Raw genomic sequence first — 20,074 nt, forward strand, 5'->3', positions numbered from 1 at the left:
TGGCCCGCGTCGTCGGCCCTATCGAGGTGTTCGACTGATCGTCAAATGGGGTGTCTGTGCGGCATTGCCACCGGAAATCGACCGAACGGAGGCGGCAGGCTGGCCCGAACGGAACTGGCTAAATCGCCATGCATAGGTGCGGTAGTAGGTGGTGTAGTTCATGACGCTGTCCTCAAGGTAATCGGTGTGTTTCGTGGGCCCGGAAAAGCAAAACCCCCGGTCGGGGAGCCGACCGGGGGTTTGAGTATTCTCATGTTCGGCGGCCCCTCGAAGGTGGGCGCCGGATGGGTCATCGGCGCCTAGTGGCTAAACCAATACCCAAAATAAAAGCTGGCAACGGCGTTACGACCGGCAACGGCCAGCACGCGGTGCGCGGAGCGACCGGTGTGGTTGGCGTGGTTGCGGGTTTGTTTCGACATGTTGCTCTCCAGTGATTGGGTCCGAGCTTACTGCACCTTTGCGCGGGTGTTCAATCACTAAATGCTATCGATTCGATTGCGTGGGAGCGGCGCACCGCCGCTCCACACAGGCACCACGCCAACCTGTAGGAGCGGCCTTGTGTCGTGAAAGGGCCGCAAAGCGGCCCCGGCGTTCTTTGCAACAACGCTGAAATCCCGGGGCTGCTGCGCAGCCCTTTCGCGACACAAGGCCGCTCCTACAGAAATCACGCCCGTTGAGAATTTTCAGCAAGACAGTTGCTCCCACGCTGTTCCAGCAAAGCCCCCAATTAAGGGTGAAAGCGCCCAGTTCATTCTTTCTAAACTTCACAACTGACTGATTTATAACAATTAAATTCATGGCACAAGCCTTGCTCACCTCCCCGCAGTATCCCTGTGTCCCCGGAGGTGCCCCATGTCGACCCCTCGCAAAGGCCCGGTCCTGTCCACCTTCCTGCTGGCCCTGCTGGGCTGGCAGGTCTCCAGCGAAGCCGCGGTGCAGTGCCAGCGCACGCTGGTGGCCAACGTGGTGGCGCTGGATCAGCCACTGATGTTCAACCGCCTCGGTGCGCAGAACGCCAACGGCATGATGTACGCCCTGCGCCACGATGTGGTGGACGAGCACCGGGTGCCTTTGAGCAAGGGCGGCGCGGCGGTACCGGGCAAGGTCACCCTGCGCCCGGACAAGCGCCCGCGGCCGATCGTGCTGCGGGTCGCCGCCGGTGACTGCCTGACGGTCAACCTGACCAACCTGCTGGCCTACCAGGCTAACCCCAACAAGCACGGCATCGACCACGACGAAACCGAAGTCGAAGGCGAGGAAGAAGAGGGCGCCGAGGTCGAGAACGAGGGTGACGAACACTTCGTTGCCGACGAGCAGGTCACCGACCGCCATGTCGGTTTCCAGGTCAACGGCCTGCAGGCGGTCAACAGCATCGGCGACATCGCCGCCAACACCGGGCGCAACGGCAACTTCCTGGTCGCTCCGGGCGGCACCCGCAGCTACACCCTGTACGCCGAGCGCGAAGGCGCGTTCGCCGTCACCAGCCAGGGCGCCACCTTCGGCGGCCAGGGCGGCGCCGGCAACGTCGCCAACGGCCTGTTCGGCCAGGTGGTGGTGGTGCCCAAGGCCGGGCGTACCTACCGCAACACCTTGACCGAGGAAGAGATGCGCCTGGCCACCACGGGGCGCACGGCCACCGGCCAGCCGGTGATCGACTACCAGGCCCGCTACCCCAACGCCGAGCCGTGGATCGCCGAGGGCAAGGCCGGCAAGCCGATCATCGCCATGCTCGATGGTAATGAGATCCTCAGCAGCGAGACCGACGCCATCGTCATGGGCCCCAACCCCGACGGCAGCTTCCCGGCCAGCACCTACCCATTGGAAAGCGTTGGCAAGCGCAACCCGGCGCTGCCCAATCGGTTGGAGGCCTTCCGCGACTTCGCCTCGCAATTCGCCGACGAGGTGGCCGCGACCCAGGCGTTCCCCGCCTACTGGGCGGACCCGGTCATGGGCCATGTGCTCGAGCCGACCCGCGATTCGTTCATGATCAACTACGGCTCCGGTGGCATGGGCGCCGAGGTGGTGGCCAACCGTCTGGGCGTGGGGCCGATGCACGACTGCCTGTCGTGCGCCTACGAGGAGTTCTTCCTCAGTGCCCACACCGTGGGCGATATCGGCACCCTGGTGGATATCCCGGCCAACGTCGGGCTGGAGAACATCCGCCCTGGCCAGACGCCGCCGGCCAGCGCTACCGGGGTCAAGGCGACCATGGCCCTGTACCCGGCCGAGCCCGCCAACGTGCACCACAGCTACATCGGCGACTTCACCAAGTTCCGCAACACCCACAACGGCCACGAGCAGCACATCTTCCACCTGCACGGGCACCAGTGGCTGTTCAACCCCAACGACGACAACTCCGACTACATCGACGCCCAGGGCATCGGCCCGGGGGTGGGCTACACCTACGAGATCGCCAACGGTGGCTCGGGCAACCGCAATCGGGTGGCGGGCGACGCCATCTATCACTGCCACTTCTACCCGCACTTCGCCCAGGGCATGTGGGCCATGTGGCGGGTGCACGATGTGTTCGAGCCGGGTACCCGCCTGGAAGTCAGCGGCGAGGGCGCCAACGGCTTCCACAGCACGCCATTCGCCCTGCGCAATGGCAAGCCGGCCCAGGGCGCCCGGGCGCTGCCGGACGGCGAGATCATTGCCGGCACGCCGATCCCGGCCATCGTGCCGCTGCCGGGCAAGGCCATGGCGCCTATGCCGGGCAAGGTCACCGTGGTGCCCAAGCTGTCCGAGACCCTGGTCGCCGGGCATGCAGATGACGACGAAGAGGAGGAGGGCGACGACCATCCGCACGTGCCAGCCACCCCGCGCGCGGTCGGCTCCCTGGCCCTGGTCGACCGCAGCGAGACCAACCGCAACGCCGACGGCAGCCTGAAGAACCCTGGTTACCCGTTCTGGATCGGCGGCATGGAAATCAGCGTCGGCCAGCGCCCACCAACCCCGCCGCTGGACATGCTCGACCCGGCCCTGGCTCGCCAGCTCAAGGACAGTGGCAAGGCCCTGTGGGCCAACCTCGACCCCAACCAGGTCGACGGCTGGGACGGTGGCCTCGGTCGTCACGCGCTGGACGGCGTATCGGCCGGCGGTGAGGCGGTGACCACCACCACCAAGCTGGATTTCTCCAAGGTGGTGCACAAGGCCAAGCCGATCTACCTGCCCGAGGAGGGCACCGAGGTCGAGCAGGCCGCCATGCAGTTCCACGCCAAGGCCGAGCACCCGAGCTTTGCCCTGATCCCCGGCAGCGCGCCGGTGGCCAAGGCCTTCCGCACCAACGGCGCGCTGCCCACGGCAGGGGCGCCGTTCTACGAGCCGTGCATGGATGACCGTGGCAAGCGCCTGACCCAGTCCTCGGGCATCGGCGAGTTCTTCAGCGGTGAGAACCTCAGCGGCATGAGTTTCCGCGGTTCGTCCACCTTCACCGCCGACCGCCCGCGTATCTACAAGGCCGCCAACATCCAGTTCGACGCGGTGTACAACAAGGTCGGCTACCACTTCCCGCAGGCGCGCATCCTCGCCCTGTGGGAGGACGCCTGGCCGGTGATCACCAAGCAGCGTCCGCCGGAGCCGCTGGTGATGCGCATGAACACCTTCGACTGCACCCAGTACGTGCACACCAACCTGATTCCGTCGTTCTACGAGATGGACGACTACCAGGTGCGCACGCCGACCGACGTGATCGGCCAGCATATCCACCTGCCCAAGTGGGACCTGACCGCCGCCGACGGTTCGGCCAATGGCTGGAACTACGAGGACGGCATCCTCTCGCCCGGTAGCGTGGTCGAGCGTGTGCATGCCATCCGCAGCTTCAACAACTGCACCGAGGGCGATACCCGCGACGGCAGCGCCGCGTGCCCGAAAGCCAAACAGCATCCGTACTTCGGGCGCTTCGGCCGGGCCGACTGGCTCGGCGCGCGCAGCGCCATGCAACGCTGGTTCGCCGACCCGCTGGTGAACGTGCACAACGTCGACCGTGGCCTGGGCACCATCTTCACCCATGACCACCTCGGCCCATCGACCCACCAGCAACTGGGGCTGTACGCGACCGTGCTGGCCGAGCCCGCCGGTTCCACCTGGTACCACGCCGAGACCGGCGAGCAGCTGTACAACCCGGCCACCCGTCAGGACGGTGGCCCGACCTCGTGGCAGGCGGTGATCCAGACCGGCGACCATGACGGCGACGGCAAAAACGACAGCTACCGCGAGTTCTTCCTTGAGTACAGCGACTTCCAGCACGCCTACGAGGCTGGTGTGTATGTGGGGGCCGGCCCCAACGGCATACCGGATGGCCAGGCTTACCCGGCCACCGCCGACAGCTTCCGCTACGCGATCAACCCGCCGGTGCGGCAGAAAGCCTCGACGCTGCTCGAATCGGTGGTCGAGTCCCGTGGCGGGCTGAGCCCGGGCTGCCCGACGCGGCCGTGCCCGCAGGCGATCTCTGTGGATGACCCGGGCATGTTCGTCGTCAACTACCGCAACGAGCCGTTGGCCCTGCGCGTGTTCGACCCGAACAAGGTCGGCCCGGACGGCAAGCGCGGCATGCAGGCCGACGGCCTGGGCGGCGACCTGGCCTACGCCATGCAGAGCCGCACCGACCGCGCCATCCCGGCGATGAACCTGGCGCCTTCGGCGATCACCCAGGCCACCGGCCCCACCGGCGGCACCACGCTGTTCCCGCCGCACGTGAACAAGGGCAGCGAGCCGGGTGACCCGTTCACGCCGTTGCTGCGCACCTACTCCGGCGACAACGTGCGCCTGCGCATGCACGCCGGTGGCCACGAGGAGGAGCACAACGTCACCCTGCACGGCGTGAAGTGGCTGCAGAACGGTTCAGGCTTCGGCAACAGCTCCAACTCGGGGTGGAAGTCGTCGCAGATGGTGGGCATCTCCGAGCAGCTCGGGTTCATGGCGCCGGTGTCGATGATCTCGAGCTCCGCCGCCACCAATGGCGACTACCTGTACTCGCTGGACGCCGCGCTGGAAGGCTACTGGAACGGCATCTGGGGCATCATGCGCAACTACACCGCCCAGCGCGCCGACCTGTTCGCCCTGCCCAACAACCCGCAGCCGGTGGCCATGCGCAACACCGTCAACTTCGACGGCATCTGCCCGAAAACCACGGCCAACGCCAATGGCATCGGCACCCGGCCTACGGTCAAGCGCAGCTACGAGATCGTCGCGGCCCTGGCCAACGACATCCTCGAGAATCGCCACGGGGTCAGCATCAGCGACCCGGCCGGGATCGGCCAGCACGTGGGCGGCGCGCTCAAGGCCAATGGCGGCACCTTGGTGTTCAACAGCCGCAAGGTCGATATCCCCATGGCCACGGTCACCGACGAGGAGGACGGCGCGACCTTCACCGTCGGTGGTCATAGCTCGCCATTGCACGACCCGACCGCGGTGCTCTACGTGCGCAAGGCCGACCTCGATACGAGTACCGGCAAGCTCAAGGCTGGCGTGCCGGTCGAGCCCCTGGTGCTGCGCGCCAATGCCGGCGACTGCATCAGCATCACCCTGGAGAACCGTTTGCCGCTGATGATGCCGGACCTGCCCAGCACCGCGGTGATGCAGAACGTGGTCAAGCGCGACCGGGCCGGCGGCGAGGGCTCCACGGCGTTCAACAACAACCTGATGCGCCCGTCCAGCCACGTCGGCCTGCATGCGCAGCTGCTGGCCTACGACATCACCAAGTCGGACGGCGTCAACGTCGGCCTCAACCCGGTGCAGACCGTGCCACCGCGCGCCGGCGCCAGCGGCGCCTACCCGAGCCGGGTGTACCAGTACTACGCCGGGCACCTGGAGCGTGAAGGCAAGCCTGTGCTGCAGCTGGGCCGAACGGTGGACAACATCAACACCACGGCCATCGAGTTCGGCGGCCTCAACCTGACCCCGGCGGATGTCATCAAGCAGCCGCAAAAGGGTCTGGTGGGCGCCATGAGCGTATTGGCGCAGAGCGCGACCTGGACCGAGGACAACGCCAGCCGCGCCCAGGCCACGGTGAAAGTCAGCGGCCAGCCAGACTACCGCGACTTCGTCACCGTGTGGCAGCGCTCGCTGAACATGCGCTGGGCCGATGGCCGGCCGGTGGAGGGTATCGCCACCGAGGGCAATGGCGTGCCCGGTGATCCGAAGGACAACGGCAACATGGCGATGAACTACAAGACCGAGCCGCTGTGGCTGCGCTTCGGCCTGGCGCCAGACGCGCCGTTCGGCCATGCCGATGGCTTCGGCTTCGCCGACGTGCCCAACGCCCACATGGCCTACAGCAACGCCCTGGTTGGAGGTGATCCGCAGACCCCGGTGCTCTGGGCCAGGCCGGGCCAGCCTGCGCGTAGCCATGTGCTGATGCCCAGCGGCGGCAGCCGCGGCATCACCTACCAGCTCGACGGGCACCTGTGGCCGCTGCACAACTACCAGGCCGAGAAGAGCGATGTGCACGGCTACCCCATGGGCTTGCCAGGCATCGGCTCGGTGCGTTACGGCTACAACCCGATGGCGATGTACGTGGGTGCGCAGGAGAGCGTGCTGCCGGCGGCGCACTTCAGTTTTATGCTGCCCAGCGCCGGGGGCGCCAACGCGGTGCCGGGGGATTACCTGTTCCGCGACTATGCCGCCTATGGCAATGCCTCGGGGTTGTGGGGGATCCTGCGGGTGACCAACGAAGCGCCGCCGGCCACGGCGCCGGCGCAGTGAATGAACCGGGTGGCCTCTTGGCAACAGGGAGGCCACCCGGTATTTGCCGGTAGGGTTGCAGCGCCAGACGCTGGCGTGACGCAACGCGATTCAAAGGGACGCGGGTGGCCCCAACTCAGAACACTCGCTGGTCAGCCTGGTCCAGTTGCCGGTCAACCAGCGCCCGGCCATGGGCCAGGGACACATGCTGGGCATTGTCCAGGTCGGCGAAGAACTTCATCGGTATCGAGATTCGTCGACTGCTATGGCCTGCGGGATCGGTGATCACGCAGCCGGCCGCGTAGGGCAGGGGCGAGTCGGGGTGGGGCATCACGCTGGCGGTGATGGTGTGGTCGCGGTATTCACAGTGAAGGGTTTGCATCGTCCTTACCTCGCTGTGGCTGGGAACAGACGTTCCTTCTAGATACCACAGCGAGGGGCCGGGAGTTCCCGGCCCGACGAGCGCGACCCGACGAAGGTCAGTCCTTGAGTGCGGTCGGCTGGATGATCTCGACCCAGTAGCCGTCCGGATCCTTGACGAAGGCCAGGTGGTTCATGCGGCCATCCTCCAGGCGTTTTTGGAACGGTACGGCCAGCGCCTCGAAGCGGGCGCAGGCAACACGTACGTCCGGTACCGAAATGCAGATGTGGCCGAAACCACGCGGGTCGGTGTTGCCATTGTGGTAGGCGAACTCGGGATCGTTCTCGGTGCCGTGGTTGTGGGTCAGCTCGAGCACGCCGGGGATGGATTTCATCCACTGGTGGCGCTCGGCGTCGTCGGCCGGAATCTGCGCCGGGTCGACCAGGGCCAGGAAGTAAAGGCTGAAGGCCGCCTCGGGGAAGTCGCGCTTGTCCACCAGGCGGAAGCCGAGGACGCGGGTGTAGAAGTCCAGGGACTTCTCGATGTCCTTGACCCGCAGCATGGTGTGGTTGAACACGAATTGGGCGGTGGCGGTGGTCCGGCTGGGCGGTAACGCCGGGCAGGGTTTGCAGATCGTGCAGGCTCATGGGTACTCCAGAATCGGGGCCTAAAACAGGTGGACCATGATACGGAAGTCAGCCTTCAGCGCAAATGAAAGCGCCCCGCACGAGTGCGGGGCGCCGGAATTAGAGGCCCGCATGTGCGGGCGCGTGATGGGGTCGCTAGTCCTTTAGCTGGTTCGATACTGGGCCTGCGCATGTGAAAAAAGTGTGAAGCGGGTGTCGAGGTTTCATCAGCGCACCCAACTTTCCACCGTCTGCGCACCGTACTGTTCCTTCCAGGCTTTCAGCCCACGGTGGTTGCCGCCCTTGGTTTCGATCCGTTCGCCGGTATGCGGGTTCTGGTAGACCTTCACCACCCGTGGTCGACGCTGCTGCTTGACCTGGGCCGGAGCGCGGCTCACGGCCTTCGGATCGAGGATGGCGATGATGTCGCGCAGGTTCTTGTCATAGCTTTTCATCAGGCCGACTAGTTTCTGCTCGAATTCGATTTCGCGTTTAAGGCCGGCATCCTTTTTCAGCGCTTCCAGTTGTGCCATCTGTTCCTTGAGCGCTTTTTCGGCAGCACGAAACTCTGCAAGTCTGGACACTGTCATCACTCCTGTAAGTCTGTCGTGGCGGGACGTGACGAACATGAAACCAGACTGAACGCCGGCCACGGGGATGGGTGAAGCTGTTCGCTAAGCGAGAGTGTAGTAGTCGCTCGCAAGGGGGTAAACAGCAAACTTTCAATCAATTAGTCGGGAACTTTGCCGGTTTTTTGCGCGCTGTTCGAAAAGACCCTGCCAAACGCCTTAGACCATGGTCCCATGGCGCGGGCTAGAGCCATTGTCGGAAAATTATGGATGATGGTCGAAGTGTATTCGTTCATCGCGTAGTGCCGGCGCAGATGACTGCCCGGATGGTTTTTCGCCTTTCTTTTGGATGTTCCCTCGCATGTTTGCCCCTTTCCCCCTCGCCCCCGGGCGCCGAGTTGCCGGCCTGTTCTTCCTGTGTGCCGGTGTCAACGCCCAGGCCGCCGGTTTTCTTGAAGACAGCAGTGCCAAGGTCGAAGCACGCAATGTCTATTTCAATCGGGACTTCCGTGACGGCCACAGCAGTTCCAAACAGGGCGCGTCGAAACGCGAAGAGTGGGCGCAGGGCTTTATCCTCAATGTCCAGTCCGGTTATACCCAGGGGCCGGTCGGCTTTGGCGTGGATGCCCTGGGCATGGTCGGTTTCAAACTCGACTCCAGCCCCGCCGACAGCAATAGCGGCCTGTTGCCGTCTTCCGGCCACGACCCGCGCCACTCCGCCGACCAGTACGCCAAGATGGGCGTCGCCGGCAAGGTGAAAGTGTCCAACACCGTGCTCAAGTACGGGTCGATGATGCCGGATGTGCCGCTGCTCAAGTACAACGACGGCCGCCTGCTGCCGACCATGTTCCACGGTGCCTGGCTGACCTCCGAGGAAGTGCGCGACCTCAAGTTCACCCTGGCGCGCCTGAACCAGTACACCGCGCGTGATTCCACCGACCGCCAGGACATCCGCGTGCATTGCAAGAACAAGCGCTACGCCTGCGACATCGAGGCCGACCACTTCGACCTGGCCGGCGTCGACTACCGCGTCAACGAGCGGGTCAGCGCCCAGTACCAGGTTTCCAAGCTCGAGAACATCTACCGCCAGCACTTCCTCGGCCTGGTCGCCAGCCAACCCCTGGAGGTCGGCACGCTGTCGGCCGACCTGCGGCTGATCAAGAGCGACGATATCGGCAACGCCCGCGCCGGGCACATCGACCACCGTGCCTTCAGCGGCATGCTCGGCTACAGCCTCGGTGGCCACAAGCTCAGCGCCGGCTGGCAGCGCATGTACGGCGACAGCGCCATGCCGTACCTCGACGGCAGCAACCCGTACCTGGTCAACTACGCCCAGGTCAACGACTTCGCCGCCGCCCAGGAACGCTCCTGGCAGGTGCGCTACGACTACGACTTCAAGGCCCTGGGCGTGCCCGGCCTGACCTTCTTCACCCGCTACATCAACGGCGACAACGTCAAGGTCCCGGGCAGCAATGCCGAAGGCAAGGAATGGGAACGCGACAGCGAGCTGAAGTACCAGGTGCAGTCCGGCACCTTCAAGGACGTCAGCGTGCGCCTGCGCAACTCCACCTACCGCAGCAACTACGAGAAGTGGGCGCGTGACATGGACGAGACCCGGGTCATCGTCAGCTACAACTTCTCGATCTTCTGAGCCGCTTTGCCAAAGGGCCGGTGGTCGGTCGACAATGACCACCGGCAACCAGGCAGGGCAGGCGATGAAACAGCTACTACTGATCGGCATCGGGCCGGGCGATCCGCGCCAGGTCACCTATGAGGCGGTGGAGGCATTGCGCCGCGCCACGGTGTTCTTCGTCCTCGACAAGGGCAGCGACAAGGATGAACTGGTGCGCCTGCGCCGGGCCATCCTCGAGCGCTACCGGCCCGAGGGCGGCTACCGCCTGGTGCAGGTCGAAGACCCGCGCCGGGACGGCCAGGCGCCGGACTATGTCGGCGCGGTGCAGGACTGGCACATCCAGCGCGCCGCGCTGTATGCCCGCTTGATCGAAGATGAACTGGGCGCCGATGACATCGGCGCCTTCCTGCTCTGGGGCGAGCCCGGGCTGTACGACAGCACCCTGCGTATTCTCGACCTGGTGCGCCAACGCGGCGTGGCGCTGGCCTTGCAGGTGATTCCCGGCATCAGCAGCATCCAGGCCCTGGCCGCCCGCCACCAGATCCCCCTCAACCGCATCGGCGAGCCGCTGACCGTGCTGCCGGGCCGACGCCTGGGCGAACAGGCGCGGATCGACAACGTGCTGGTGATGCTCGACGGCCAGTGCGCCTTTGCTGCCCTGGACGACCCGCAACTGGTGATCTATTGGGGCGCCTACCTGGGCACGCCGGACGAGCTGCTGGTCAGCGGGCCGTTGCTGGCGGTGAAGGCGCGCATCGTGCAGTTGCGCGAGGAGGCGCGGCGGCGCAAGGGGTGGATCATGGATACCTATCTGTTGCGCAGGGAGGGGGAGTAGTGGTTGGTTGGTGTTTGACAGGAGAGTTGCAGCGCCTATGAGATCGAGCGCCGCCCGCGCGGCGCATCGCGACGCAAGGCCGCTCCTACATCTGTTTCGGGCCAGTCAATCCTGTGCCATTACCGGGTCCGCCTTGTTTGTACGACGCGGTTTCAGCGTGAGCATTACTGCCGCCCCGCCTGTCTCAAGACATGCACCAAGGCGGGCAACCATGGCCTGACAGGTTCGGCACGTTGCAACAAATGTAGGAGCGGCCTTGCGTCGCGATGCGCCGCGCGGGCGGCGCTCGATCTTGTAGGCGCTACAACTTTATCTCCGGAAACCCACCAGACTCCGCCAACCCCATCAAGGCCGCTGCGGCACCACCGAACTGCCAAAACTATTACCCATGCGCGTCGACGTCGCCGCCGGCGTCGCCAACCCCATCTGGTTCGGCGCCTTGCGCTGCATCTGCCGCGCCGGATCCAGCTGTTCGCGCAGCCCTTTGGCGGCGCGCGGATCAGTGCCTTGCAGCTGCTGGGTCAGGCAGTCATAGGCCAGGGCCCGTGACTGGCCCACCTGCACATCGATGCAACCCTGGCCGCCCTTGGGCGGTTCCGCGTAGGCCGGCAGGGCGCAGGTCAGCAGCAAGGGCAGGGCAGTCAGGGTCAGGCGGGCCATGGCGGGTCTCCGGGCAATCGTTCCTCGGCGCAGTCTAGCCCTCGCAGGCCGCAATCGAGGTGAAGTTTTGGTTGCCGCAGGCTGTCACCACAGCGTCATACACAGGCCCCAGGATGACGTTTCCCCGGCGACGGCGGCCAGCAAGGAGGCCCGGATATCTGTGCGTGCATTGCTCGTGGTCGGCGCGCTGATGCTGGCCTGGTTGCTGGCGGCCCCCGGTCTGCGTGGCCAGCCATTGCTGACCCTGGATATCCCGGCCCAGGCGCTGGACCGGGCGCTGGACAGCTTCGGTCGGCAGAGCGGCCTGGCGGTGCTGGTCGACCAGGCGTTGCTCGCCGGCCAGCGCTCCAGCCAGGTCCTGGGCCGTTACCCGGCACGTGAAGGCCTGCAGCGACTGTTGCAGGGCACCGGCTTGCAGGCGCACTACAGTGGCGGCGGCTTCACCCTGCAACCGCTGCGCCTGCGCGGCACGGCTGGGCGTGGGCGCAACGGCGGCCTGTCATCGGGCAGTTATGCGCTGGCGCTGCAACACGCGGTCGAACGCGCCCTGTGCGCCTCGCCGCTGACCCGGCCGGGCGCTTACCGGGCGGCCTTGCAGGTGTGGATTGATGCCGGCGGCCAACTGGTGCAGAGCCGCCTGCTGGCCTCGACCGGCGACTTCGCCCGCGACGCCGCGCTGGTCGAGCGCCTGCGCACGGTGCGCCTGGAACAGGCGCCGCCGACATCCCTGGCGCAGCCGCTGACCCTGCTGCTGCGTCCGGAACCTATGGATTGCCCACTTTCGCAAGGAGCTGCGGCGGCATGAACAAACCTCGGGACAGTGCGCTGGTCAAGCTGTTTCTGACCTCCTACGACGCCTTCAGGGTACGCCTGAGGCGTCGGCTCGGTTCTGACGACCTGGCCAACGACGTGCTGCAGGAAACCTACCTGCGGGTGGACCGCATGGATGCGACGCACGACCTGCAGCGCCCAGGTGCCTACCTGTACCGCATGGCCCTGAACGTCGCCGCCGACCGCCGCGAGGCCGACGCCCGGCTGCTCACCGGCGCCGAGATCGAAGCGCTGCTACAGGTGGCCGAGGACCAGGACCCGGCGCGCATCGTCGGCGGCCAGCGCGAGATCCAGAACCTGTTGGGCGCCCTTTACGAGCTGCCGGCCCGGCGTCGGCGGATCTTTATCGCCGCCCGCCTGGAGGAGGCCTCGCACCTGGAAATCTCCCAGCGCTTCGGCATCTCCACGCGCACGGTGGAGAAGGAACTCAAGGCGGCGCTGGGGCATTGCGCGATGCGCCTGGACAGAAAAGTGTTTCAGCGGTTCGGTCCCGGCGCGGGAAAACCGTCTTGAACGATAGTCGACCTCTTCATGTGAGCCCCATGTCCCAGATTCCGCCCGATTCCGACTTGCAGCGCCAGGCCCAGGACTGGCTGCTACGGCTGACGTCCGGTCAGGCCACCCAGGCCGATGCCCGGGCCCTGCGCCAGTGGTGCGCGCGCAGCCCGGCGCATGCCGAGGCGTTTGCACAGGCACGCCAGCTTTGGCACCTGCTCGGCCCTGCGGCGCGGCAGGCCAGGCTGGGCGCGCCGTTGCTCGGTCGCCGGGCGTTGCTGGGCGGCGCTTTGGCAGCGTCGGTGGCGCTGGTGGTCTGGCGTGGCGGCCTGCTCGAGCAGGCCCTGGCGCCATCACCAGCGTTTGCCACCGAGGTAGGCGAGCAGCAACGGGTGGAACTGGCGCCCGGGATCGAGCTTGAGCTGAACGTGCGCACCCGGGTCAGCCGCGAGCCCGAGGGGATCGCCCTGCTCGCCGGCGAGATCGAGGTGCTGGCCGGCCAGCCCATGCAGGTGCGAGCGCAGGATGGGGTGATTAGCACCGAGCAGGCCCGGTTCAACGTGCGCGAGGACGATAAGGGGGTCTGCGTCACCTGTCTGGGCGGTGAGTTGCGCGTAGCCGTCCAGGGCCGGGTCGAGGTGCTCCCGGCGGGGCGCCAACTGCGCTATGGCGCGCAAGGTATCGGGATGCCGGAGTCGTTCGACCCGGGCCAGGTGATGGCCTGGCGTGAGCGCATGCTGGTGTTCCGCGACGCGCCGTTGGCCCGGGTGATCGACGAGATCAACCGCTACCGCCCGGGACGCCTGGTGCTGCTCAACCCCACGCTGGGCCGCCGGCGGGTGCAGGCACGGTTCAGTTTCGACCAGCTGCGCCAGGCCGCCGAACTGATCCGCGTCGCCTATGGCGCACGCTGCCTGGAGCTGCCGGGCGGCGTGGTGCTGGTCAGTTGAACGGGCCCAGCACCTGGCGGTAACGCTCCTCGCCCTGGGGGCCGCGCCGGGTCAGGCGCACCTCGAGGCCGGCGGGGTTGTCGTCGGCCTCACTGGCTGGTGAGCGCCAGCCGCCCTTGGCCTGCCAGCTGCGCAGGTCGAAGGCGCTGACGTTGTCCAGCACCGCCACCGCGGCCTTGGGCGCGGGTAGCGGAAAGCGCTCGCGCAGCGGCGCGGCTGCGCGGTAAAGGGTGCCGCCACGCACGTACCAACGCACCCGTTGCAGGCCGCTGCCGGAGACGGCGCCGGTGCGCACCAGCTCGAGACGATCGGCACGGGCGCGTACGGCGGGCAGCAACGGCTTGCCCGACGGTTCGCGGCCGGGCAGGGGTGGTTCGACCAGTTCGACGGTGGCGCGCAGGGCCACGTCGCGCTCCAGCTGCTGGAACACCCGCAGGATCGCCTGTTGGTCTTCGCTGGCCTCACGCACATGCCGGTCGGCGCGGCTGACGCTGTCCAGCCCACGCCAGGCGATCAGGCTGACCACCGCCATCAGCAGGATGGCGATCATCACTTCGATCAGGGTGAAGCCTGTTTGCCGGTTCATGGTTGGCTCACCCGTACCTGGCCGGCAGCGTTGCGCGCCAGTTCCATCCGCAGCGCGCCGCTACTCAGGCGCAGGGTCAGCGGCGTGCCGATCCATTCGCCATCGAGCCACACCGCGCCACGGGGCTCGCTGCGCACCTTGACCGCCTCGGCCTGCCAGCGGCGCGGCTTGAGCGGGCCGTCAACGAGTACCTGGCCATCGGCGCGGACGAAGCGGTAGCCGTCGCGGTCGCGTTGCCAGCGCAGCGGCTGGCCATCGGCCTGGGCCTCGCTCTGCGCCAGTTCCAGCAGGCGCGCCAGGCGCTCGGCGTCGGCGCGCAAGTGCTTGCCCGGGTCGGGGCGGATGTTCAGGCTGATGGCGGCGCTGGCGATACCGACGATCACCAGCACCACCATCAGTTCGATCAGGGTGAAACCACGTTGTCCGTTCACGGGGCGCTCCTTGTCCTGCCAGGCAGCTTGCCCGAGCAAGATGATCACCGTGTGAAACAAAACCGTGAGAATAGGTCGGTATGCTCGGTCGCAGGCACACAAGGAGCGCGTGACCATGCGTATTGCCCTTCCCAACCTTTCCCCCGGCCTGCTGTTGCAGGGGCTGGGGGTGTTGGCCCTTATCGCCGGCCTGGCAACCTGGGCCAGCCTGCTGCTGAAGCCTTCGCCGGGCGGGGCCTTGCAGCAGCCGGCTGAGGCCCAGGTACCGAGTGAAACACCGGCCGGGCGCTGGTTTGCCGACCTGCCGTTGCAGGTGCAGATCCAGGTCAGCGGCGTGATGGCCGGCAGCCAGGGCGCGGTGGCCATCGTCAGTGTCGACGGTGCCCCGGCACGTGCCGTGCGCAGCGGCGAGGAGCTGGCCCGTGGGGTGCGCCTGGTCGCCATCGAAGGCCGCGGCCTGGTGATCGAGCGCGGCGGTCAGCGCAGCCGCGTCGAGGTGCCGGTGCTCACGCAGGCGTCGTTCTGGGGCGAGGCGCCTCGCGATCAATAGAGCTGGTGGTTTGTCGGAAGACTTGCAGCGCCTATGAGATCGAGCGCCGCCCGCGCGGCGCATCGCGGGACAAGCCCGCTCCCACATCTGTTGCAACGTGCCTAACCTGTAAGGCCATGGTTGCCCGCCTTGGTGCATGTCTTGAGATCATGTGGGGCAGCGGTAGCGACCACGCTGAAACCGCGTCGTACTAACAGGGCGGACCAGGTAATGGCACAGGAAAAACTGGCCCGAAACAGATGTGGGAGCGGCCTTGTGCCGCGATGCGCCGCGCGGGCGGCGCTCGATCTCAAGGACGATACAAGCCTGAAGGCATGCACCCGGAGGCCATACAACCAGCTCAGAAATGTGTATCCACTCAATTTCTCCCAACTGTACCGGTCATTCCCCCCAACCCTCCGCTACTGTGGCCTTTCGATAATCAGAAAAGCCGGAAACCGCCGCCATGCTTGCCTCCCTCGATCTGCTCAGTGCGTTCGTCCTGTTCGCCTTCGTTTCTTCCATCACCCCCGGTCCGAACAACACCATGCTGCTGGCCTCGGGGGTCAACTTCGGCGTGCGCCGCACCATTCCCCACGCCCTGGGCATCAGTGTCGGCTTCATGGTGATGGTGCTGGCGGTGGGCCTCGGGCTGGGCGAGGTGTTCAAGGCCTGGCCGCCGCTGTACAGCATCCTGCGCTACGCGGGCGCGGCGTACCTGCTGTACCTGGCCTGGAAGATCGCCACCTCCGGACCGATGTCCGGCGATGCCGCCGGCAGCCGCAAGCCGCTCGGGTTCTGGGGCGCCGCGGCGTTCCAGTGGGTCAACCCGAAGGCCTGGGTGATGGCGATCGGGGCGATCACCACCTATACGCCGGCCCAGGGCTACGTGTTCAACGTGATCGTCATCGCCACCGTGTTCGCCTTGGTGAACCTGCCCAGCGTCGGCATCTGGGTGATGTTCGGCAGCGCCTTGCGCAACCTGCTGCGCAATCCGCGCGCGGTGGTGCTGTTCAATGTCCTGATGGCCGTGCTGCTGGTGATTTCACTGTATCCGCTGCTGTTTGTAGAATCGGCGTTTTCCTAGAGCCGATGAGTGCCGTCGATGGAGTTGATCCCCTGGTCCCATGAATGCGCAGAAGGCTTTACCCTGCGCGGATGGCGAACCCCCGCCAGCGGCAAGCCGCTGCTGCATTTCCTGCATGGCAACGGCTTCTGCAGCCTGGTCTACCAACCGATGCTCATGCGCCTGGGCGAACACTTCGACCTGTGGCTGAGCGATGTGCAAGGCCATGGCGACAGTGACCACGGCGGCGCCTTTTGCGGTTGGAACCGCAGCGCGGCGCTGGCGGTGGAGGCGTTCGAGGCCGGGCGCGGCGAGTATGGCGATGTCCCGCGTTACGCCCTGGGCCACAGTTTCGGCGGCGTGCTCACCGGGCTGATCCTGGCCAGCGAGCCGAAATTGTTCCAGCGCGCCGTGCTGCTGGATCCGGTGCTGTTCAGCCGGCGCATGATCGGGGTAATGGGCGCCGCCGCCATGGTCGGCCTGCACCGGCGCCACGCCCTGGCGCGCAAGGCCGCCACTCGCCGCAGCCACTGGCCCGACCGCGAGGCGGCGCAGGCCTCGCTGCAGGGGCGCGGGATCTTCAAGGGGTGGAGCGATGCGGCCTTGCAGGCTTATGTGGAGCACGCCATCGGCGATTGCGGCGAAGGCGTGGTGCTCAAGTGCCGGCCCAGCCGTGAAGTGGAGATCTTCAGTTCGTTCCCAGAGCGCATGTGGCAGCAGTTGGGCAGTATCCAGACGCCGACGCGGATCCTGTACGGCGAGCAGACCTATCCCTTCGTGCCACATTCGGTACAGCGCCTGGCGGGGCTCAATGCCCAGGTGAGCGCGCAGCAGGTGGCCGGTGGGCACTGTTTCATGCAGGAAGACCCGCCGATGGCCACGGAGCAGGTGCTGGCGTTCCTGCAGTATTGAAAGCCTCCCACAACGGTACGCAACCCCTGTAGGAGCGGCCTTGTGTCGCGAACGGGCCGCAAAGCGGCCCCAGGGCTTCAGCGTTGACGCATCAATCGCTGGGGCTGCTACGCAGCCCTTTCGCGACACAAGGCCGCTCCTACAGGTTCCGCACGCGAGATTAGCGTAGACTGATCTGCTGTCCATTTCGCGACGATTGCTTGCCGATTCGCGAGCGAACGACAATCTCAGATTCCGTACCCTGTCGCTCCCCCCAACGGATGGAGCCCAGCATGAACCAGGCGGTCAGCCCAGATCCCCAGCACACCCTCGAGCAAACCCGCGCCCGGCGCCGCCAGCGCCTGCTGCGCTTCGGCCTGGCCGGGGGACTGGGGCTGCTGGTGGTGGCCTATGGCGGCTACTGGTGGCTTGACGGCCGTTACCTGGAGCAGACCGACGACGCTTACGTGCGCGCCGACTGGGCGCCGATCAGTGCCCGGGTCAGTGGCTATGTGGCCGAGGTGGCGGTGGCGGACAACGCCACGGTCAAGGCCGGCGACCTGTTGGTGCGCCTGGACGAACGAGATTTTCGCGACCGCCTGCGCAAGGCCGAGGCGCAGCTGGCAGTGAGCGAGGCGGCGCTGCAGGTGCAGCGCATGCGCCTGCGCGCCTTCGTCGCCGAGCAGGACGAGCAGGCCCACGCCATCGCCCGCGCCGACGCCGAACGCGGTGGCAGCCGCGGCGAGGCGCAGCGGGCCGAGGCCGACTGGCAGCGTTACCAGCACCTGGCGCAATGGCAGGCGGCCAGTGTGCAGCGCATGGAGCAGGCCCGCGCCACCCGCATCCAGGCCCAGGCCATGCAGCGCGCCGCCGACGCCGAACTGGCCCGCCAGCATGCACGCAAGGCGATGCTGGAACAGCAGGGCAAGCAACTGGAAGCCGAACTGCTGCAACGCCAGGCCGACCTCGACCAGGCCCGCGCCGAGGCCGACCTGGCCCGCAGCGCCCTGGCCGACACCGAGATCCGCGCGCCGTTCGACGGCGTGGTCGGCCAGCGCAAGGTGCGTCAGCAGCAGTACGTCACCCCCGGCCTGCCGCTGCTGGCGGTGGTGCCGGTGGCACAGGCCTACGTGGTGGCCAACTTCAAGGAAACCCAGCTGGCGCAGATGCGCCCCGGCCAGCCGGTGACCCTTGAGGTGGACACCTTCGGCCAGCACTGGCGCGGCACGGTGGACAGCGTCTCCCCTGGCTCCGGCGCGGTGTTCGCGCTGCTGCCGCCGGACAACGCCACCGGCAACTTCACCAAGATCGTCCAGCGCTTTCCGGTACGCATCCACCTCGACCCGGAGGGCGACGACAGCCCACGACTGCTGCCCGGCATGTCGGTGATCGCCACCGTCGACACCCGGCAGGCCCGCCATGAGCGCTGAGGACAAAGTCTCGCTGCGCGCCTGGGTGGCGGTGATCGGTGGCCTGTTCGGTTGCTTCATGGCCGGCATGAACGTGCATGTCACCAGCGCCGCCTTGCCCGAGATCGAAGGCGCGCTGGGGGCCAGCTTCGAGGAGGGTTCGTGGATATCCACCGCCTACCTGGTGGCCGAGATCAGCATGATCCCGCTGACGGCCTGGCTGGTGCAGGTGTTCTCCCTGCGCCGGGTCATGCTGGTGGGCTCGGCGGTGTTCCTGGTCAGCTCGGTGAGCTGCGCCATGGCCGGCAGCCTGGAGGCGATGATCAGCCTGCGGGTGATCCAGGGCGCCTCCGGCGCGGTGCTGATCCCGCTATCGATGCAGCTGATCATCACCGAGCTGCCGGCCAGCCGCCTGGCGCTGGGCATGGCACTGTTCAGCCTGTCCAACAGCGTGGCCCAGGCCGCCGGGCCGTCGATCGGTGGCTGGCTCACCGACATGTACTCCTGGCGCTGGATCTTCCTGCTGCAACTGCCACCGGGCATGGCCCTGCTGGCGGCGGTGGCCTGGTCGATCAAGGGCCAGGCCGGTGATCGCAGCGCCTTGCGCCAGGCGGACTGGCTGGGCATCGTCGCCATGGCGCTGGGGCTGGGGGCGTTGCAGGTGGTGCTGGAGGAGGGCGGGCGCAAGGATTGGTTCGAATCGCGCTTCATCGTCGGCTTCAGCCTCGTCGCGGTGATCGCCCTGGCGCTGTTCATACAGCGCCAACTGTGGGGCGCGCGACCATTCATCAACCTGCGTCTGCTGGGCAGCTACAACTTCGGCGTGTCGAGCCTGGCCATGGCAGTGTTCGGCGCGGCCACCTTCGGCCTGGTGTTCCTGGTGCCCAACTACCTGTCGCTGGTGCAGGGCTACAGCGCCAGCGAGATCGGCAAGAGCCTGATCGCCTACGGCATGGTCCAACTACTGCTGGCGCCGTTGCTGCCACGGCTGATGCGCTGGCTCAATGCCAAGCTGCTGGTGGCCAGCGGCTTCGCCATCATGGCCCTGGGCTGCTGGCTGGGGTCGACGCTGACGGTGGACTCGGGCAGCAACGTGATCATCCCCTCGACGGTGGTGCGCGGCATCGGCCAGCCGTTGATCATGGTGGCGTTGTCGGTGCTGGCGGTGAAGGGCCTGGACAAGGCCCAGGCAGGCTCCGCCTCGGCGCTTATCTCGATGCTGCGCAACCTTGGTGGTGCGCTGGGCACGGCGCTGCTGACGCAACTGGTGTCGCAGCGCGAGCGCTTTCATTCGGTGCGAGTGGGCGAAGGGCTGACGCTGTTCGACGGCGCGCTGCAGCAACGCCTGCCCGGCGGCATGGTCGACCCGCAGTCGCCGCAGGTGATGCAGACGTTGGCATTGATCGACCAGAGCGTGCGCGAGCAGGCCTACCTGATGGCCTATTCGGATGCGTTCTACCTGTCGTGCGTGGCGTTGCTCGGTTGTGCGCTGGCGTCCCTGCTGCTGCGCAGTCGCTAGCG

At 66.6% G+C, this 20,074-nt stretch carries 17 protein-coding genes and 1 pseudogene; 11 read left to right on the plus strand and 7 right to left on the minus strand.

Going from position 1 to position 20,074, the window contains the following annotated elements; all coding sequences use genetic code 11:
* Positions 1-18: 18 nt before the first annotated feature.
* Positions 19-162 (minus strand): hypothetical protein, encoded by a 144-nt coding sequence (locus ACZ899_RS05765; RefSeq protein WP_181427902.1) that lies wholly within the window; start codon positions 160-162, stop codon positions 19-21.
* Positions 163-852: 690 nt separating this feature from the next.
* Here ACZ899_RS05765 and mnxG point away from each other — a divergent pair.
* On the plus strand, positions 853-6,702 hold the full coding sequence (gene mnxG, locus ACZ899_RS05770) for a manganese-oxidizing multicopper oxidase MnxG (protein WP_234561165.1): 5,850 nt from the start codon (positions 853-855) through the stop codon (positions 6,700-6,702).
* Positions 6,703-6,817: 115 nt separating this feature from the next.
* Here the strand turns inward: mnxG and ACZ899_RS05775 are convergent, their stop codons facing one another.
* From ACZ899_RS05775 to ACZ899_RS05785, 3 genes and pseudogenes are all read right to left on the minus strand, one after another.
* The gene (locus ACZ899_RS05775; protein ID WP_203646509.1) at positions 6,818-7,063 is read right to left on the minus strand and encodes a hypothetical protein; all 246 of its coding nucleotides are present in this window, start codon (positions 7,061-7,063) and stop codon (positions 6,818-6,820) included.
* 97 nt (positions 7,064-7,160) lie between these two features.
* Positions 7,161-7,689, minus strand: a pseudogene (gloA, locus tag ACZ899_RS05780) (lactoylglutathione lyase).
* 206 nt (positions 7,690-7,895) lie between these two features.
* Positions 7,896-8,252 (minus strand): histone-like nucleoid-structuring protein, MvaT/MvaU family, encoded by a 357-nt coding sequence (locus tag ACZ899_RS05785; protein WP_186713382.1) that lies wholly within the window; start codon positions 8,250-8,252, stop codon positions 7,896-7,898.
* 346 nt (positions 8,253-8,598) lie between these two features.
* On the opposite strand from ACZ899_RS05785, the gene ACZ899_RS05790 reads away from it, so the two are divergent.
* Positions 8,599-9,888, plus strand: a complete 1,290-nt coding sequence (locus tag ACZ899_RS05790) for an OprD family porin (protein WP_084942878.1) — start codon at positions 8,599-8,601, stop codon at positions 9,886-9,888.
* Between the two features lie 64 nt (positions 9,889-9,952).
* Entirely contained in the window at positions 9,953-10,705 is a 753-nt protein-coding gene (gene cobF / locus ACZ899_RS05795) for a precorrin-6A synthase (deacetylating) (RefSeq protein WP_234561202.1), read from the plus strand.
* Positions 10,706-11,050: 345 nt separating this feature from the next.
* Here cobF and ACZ899_RS05800 read toward each other — a convergent pair whose 3' ends face one another.
* Positions 11,051-11,365 (minus strand): hypothetical protein, encoded by a 315-nt coding sequence (locus ACZ899_RS05800; RefSeq protein ID WP_232856256.1) that lies wholly within the window; start codon positions 11,363-11,365, stop codon positions 11,051-11,053.
* Between the two features lie 160 nt (positions 11,366-11,525).
* Here ACZ899_RS05800 and ACZ899_RS05805 point away from each other — a divergent pair, with 160 nt between their 5' ends.
* The 3 genes from ACZ899_RS05805 to ACZ899_RS05815 are packed head-to-tail and all read left to right on the plus strand — an operon-like array spanning position 11,526 to position 13,641.
* Positions 11,526-12,170, plus strand: coding sequence for an STN domain-containing protein (locus tag ACZ899_RS05805; protein ID WP_234561166.1), 645 nt, complete (start codon positions 11,526-11,528; stop codon positions 12,168-12,170).
* Positions 12,167-12,709, plus strand: a complete 543-nt coding sequence (locus ACZ899_RS05810) for an RNA polymerase sigma factor (RefSeq protein WP_028692228.1) — start codon at positions 12,167-12,169, stop codon at positions 12,707-12,709. The genes ACZ899_RS05805 and ACZ899_RS05810 overlap by 4 nt, the downstream gene beginning before the upstream one ends.
* Before the next feature lie 29 nt (positions 12,710-12,738).
* Positions 12,739-13,641, plus strand: a complete 903-nt coding sequence (locus ACZ899_RS05815) for a FecR family protein (protein ID WP_234561167.1) — start codon at positions 12,739-12,741, stop codon at positions 13,639-13,641.
* Here the strand turns inward: ACZ899_RS05815 and ACZ899_RS05820 are convergent.
* Positions 13,634-14,227: a type II secretion system protein GspJ gene (locus ACZ899_RS05820; protein ID WP_234561168.1), complete on the minus strand. Its 594-nt coding sequence runs from the start codon at positions 14,225-14,227 to the stop codon at positions 13,634-13,636. The two genes, ACZ899_RS05815 and ACZ899_RS05820, sit on opposite strands and share 8 nt — an antisense overlap.
* Positions 14,224-14,658, minus strand: coding sequence for a type II secretion system minor pseudopilin GspH (gene gspH, locus ACZ899_RS05825; protein WP_234561169.1), 435 nt, complete (start codon positions 14,656-14,658; stop codon positions 14,224-14,226). The genes ACZ899_RS05820 and gspH overlap by 4 nt, the downstream gene beginning before the upstream one ends.
* A 115-nt stretch (positions 14,659-14,773) precedes the next feature.
* Here gspH and ACZ899_RS05830 point away from each other — a divergent pair, with 115 nt between their 5' ends.
* The 5 genes from ACZ899_RS05830 (at position 14,774) to ACZ899_RS05850 (ending at position 20,072) form a co-directional block, all read left to right on the plus strand.
* Positions 14,774-15,208 carry a general secretion pathway protein GspC gene (locus ACZ899_RS05830; RefSeq protein WP_234561170.1) on the plus strand — a complete coding sequence of 145 codons (435 nt, stop codon included), beginning with the start codon at positions 14,774-14,776 and terminating at the stop codon, positions 15,206-15,208.
* 445 nt (positions 15,209-15,653) lie between these two features.
* The gene (locus ACZ899_RS05835) at positions 15,654-16,274 is read left to right on the plus strand and encodes a LysE family translocator (RefSeq protein WP_186732858.1); all 621 of its coding nucleotides are present in this window, start codon (positions 15,654-15,656) and stop codon (positions 16,272-16,274) included.
* An 18-nt stretch (positions 16,275-16,292) separates the two neighbouring features.
* Positions 16,293-17,165 (plus strand): alpha/beta fold hydrolase, encoded by an 873-nt coding sequence (locus ACZ899_RS05840; RefSeq protein ID WP_234561171.1) that lies wholly within the window; start codon positions 16,293-16,295, stop codon positions 17,163-17,165.
* Positions 17,166-17,437: 272 nt separating this feature from the next.
* On the plus strand, positions 17,438-18,574 hold the full coding sequence (locus ACZ899_RS05845; protein ID WP_234561172.1) for an HlyD family secretion protein: 1,137 nt from the start codon (positions 17,438-17,440) through the stop codon (positions 18,572-18,574).
* Positions 18,564-20,072 (plus strand): MDR family MFS transporter, encoded by a 1,509-nt coding sequence (locus ACZ899_RS05850; RefSeq protein ID WP_234561173.1) that lies wholly within the window; start codon positions 18,564-18,566, stop codon positions 20,070-20,072. Before ACZ899_RS05845 ends, ACZ899_RS05850 begins: the two co-directional genes overlap by 11 nt.
* The last annotated feature ends 2 nt before the right edge of the window (positions 20,073-20,074 follow it).

This window comes from Pseudomonas sp. TE31087 (assembly GCF_057284075.1).

Excerpts from the sequence above, each read along its gene's own strand:
- ACZ899_RS05765 (WP_181427902.1), bottom strand. The coding sequence starts at position 162 with ATGAACTACACCACCTACTACCGCACCTATGCATGGCGATTTAGCCAG.
- mnxG (WP_234561165.1), top strand. The coding sequence starts at position 853 with ATGTCGACCCCTCGCAAAGGCCCGGTCCTGTCCACCTTCCTGCTGGCC.
- ACZ899_RS05775 (WP_203646509.1), bottom strand. The coding sequence starts at position 7,063 with ATGCAAACCCTTCACTGTGAATACCGCGACCACACCATCACCGCCAGC.
- ACZ899_RS05790 (WP_084942878.1), top strand. The coding sequence starts at position 8,599 with ATGTTTGCCCCTTTCCCCCTCGCCCCCGGGCGCCGAGTTGCCGGCCTG.
- cobF (WP_234561202.1), top strand. The coding sequence starts at position 9,953 with ATGAAACAGCTACTACTGATCGGCATCGGGCCGGGCGATCCGCGCCAG.
- ACZ899_RS05800 (WP_232856256.1), bottom strand. The coding sequence starts at position 11,365 with ATGGCCCGCCTGACCCTGACTGCCCTGCCCTTGCTGCTGACCTGCGCC.
- ACZ899_RS05810 (WP_028692228.1), top strand. The coding sequence starts at position 12,167 with ATGAACAAACCTCGGGACAGTGCGCTGGTCAAGCTGTTTCTGACCTCC.
- ACZ899_RS05815 (WP_234561167.1), top strand. The coding sequence starts at position 12,739 with ATGTCCCAGATTCCGCCCGATTCCGACTTGCAGCGCCAGGCCCAGGAC.
- ACZ899_RS05820 (WP_234561168.1), bottom strand. The coding sequence starts at position 14,227 with ATGAACCGGCAAACAGGCTTCACCCTGATCGAAGTGATGATCGCCATC.
- ACZ899_RS05830 (WP_234561170.1), top strand. The coding sequence starts at position 14,774 with ATGCGTATTGCCCTTCCCAACCTTTCCCCCGGCCTGCTGTTGCAGGGG.
- ACZ899_RS05835 (WP_186732858.1), top strand. The coding sequence starts at position 15,654 with ATGCTTGCCTCCCTCGATCTGCTCAGTGCGTTCGTCCTGTTCGCCTTC.
- ACZ899_RS05840 (WP_234561171.1), top strand. The coding sequence starts at position 16,293 with ATGGAGTTGATCCCCTGGTCCCATGAATGCGCAGAAGGCTTTACCCTG.
- ACZ899_RS05845 (WP_234561172.1), top strand. The coding sequence starts at position 17,438 with ATGAACCAGGCGGTCAGCCCAGATCCCCAGCACACCCTCGAGCAAACC.
- ACZ899_RS05850 (WP_234561173.1), top strand. The coding sequence starts at position 18,564 with ATGAGCGCTGAGGACAAAGTCTCGCTGCGCGCCTGGGTGGCGGTGATC.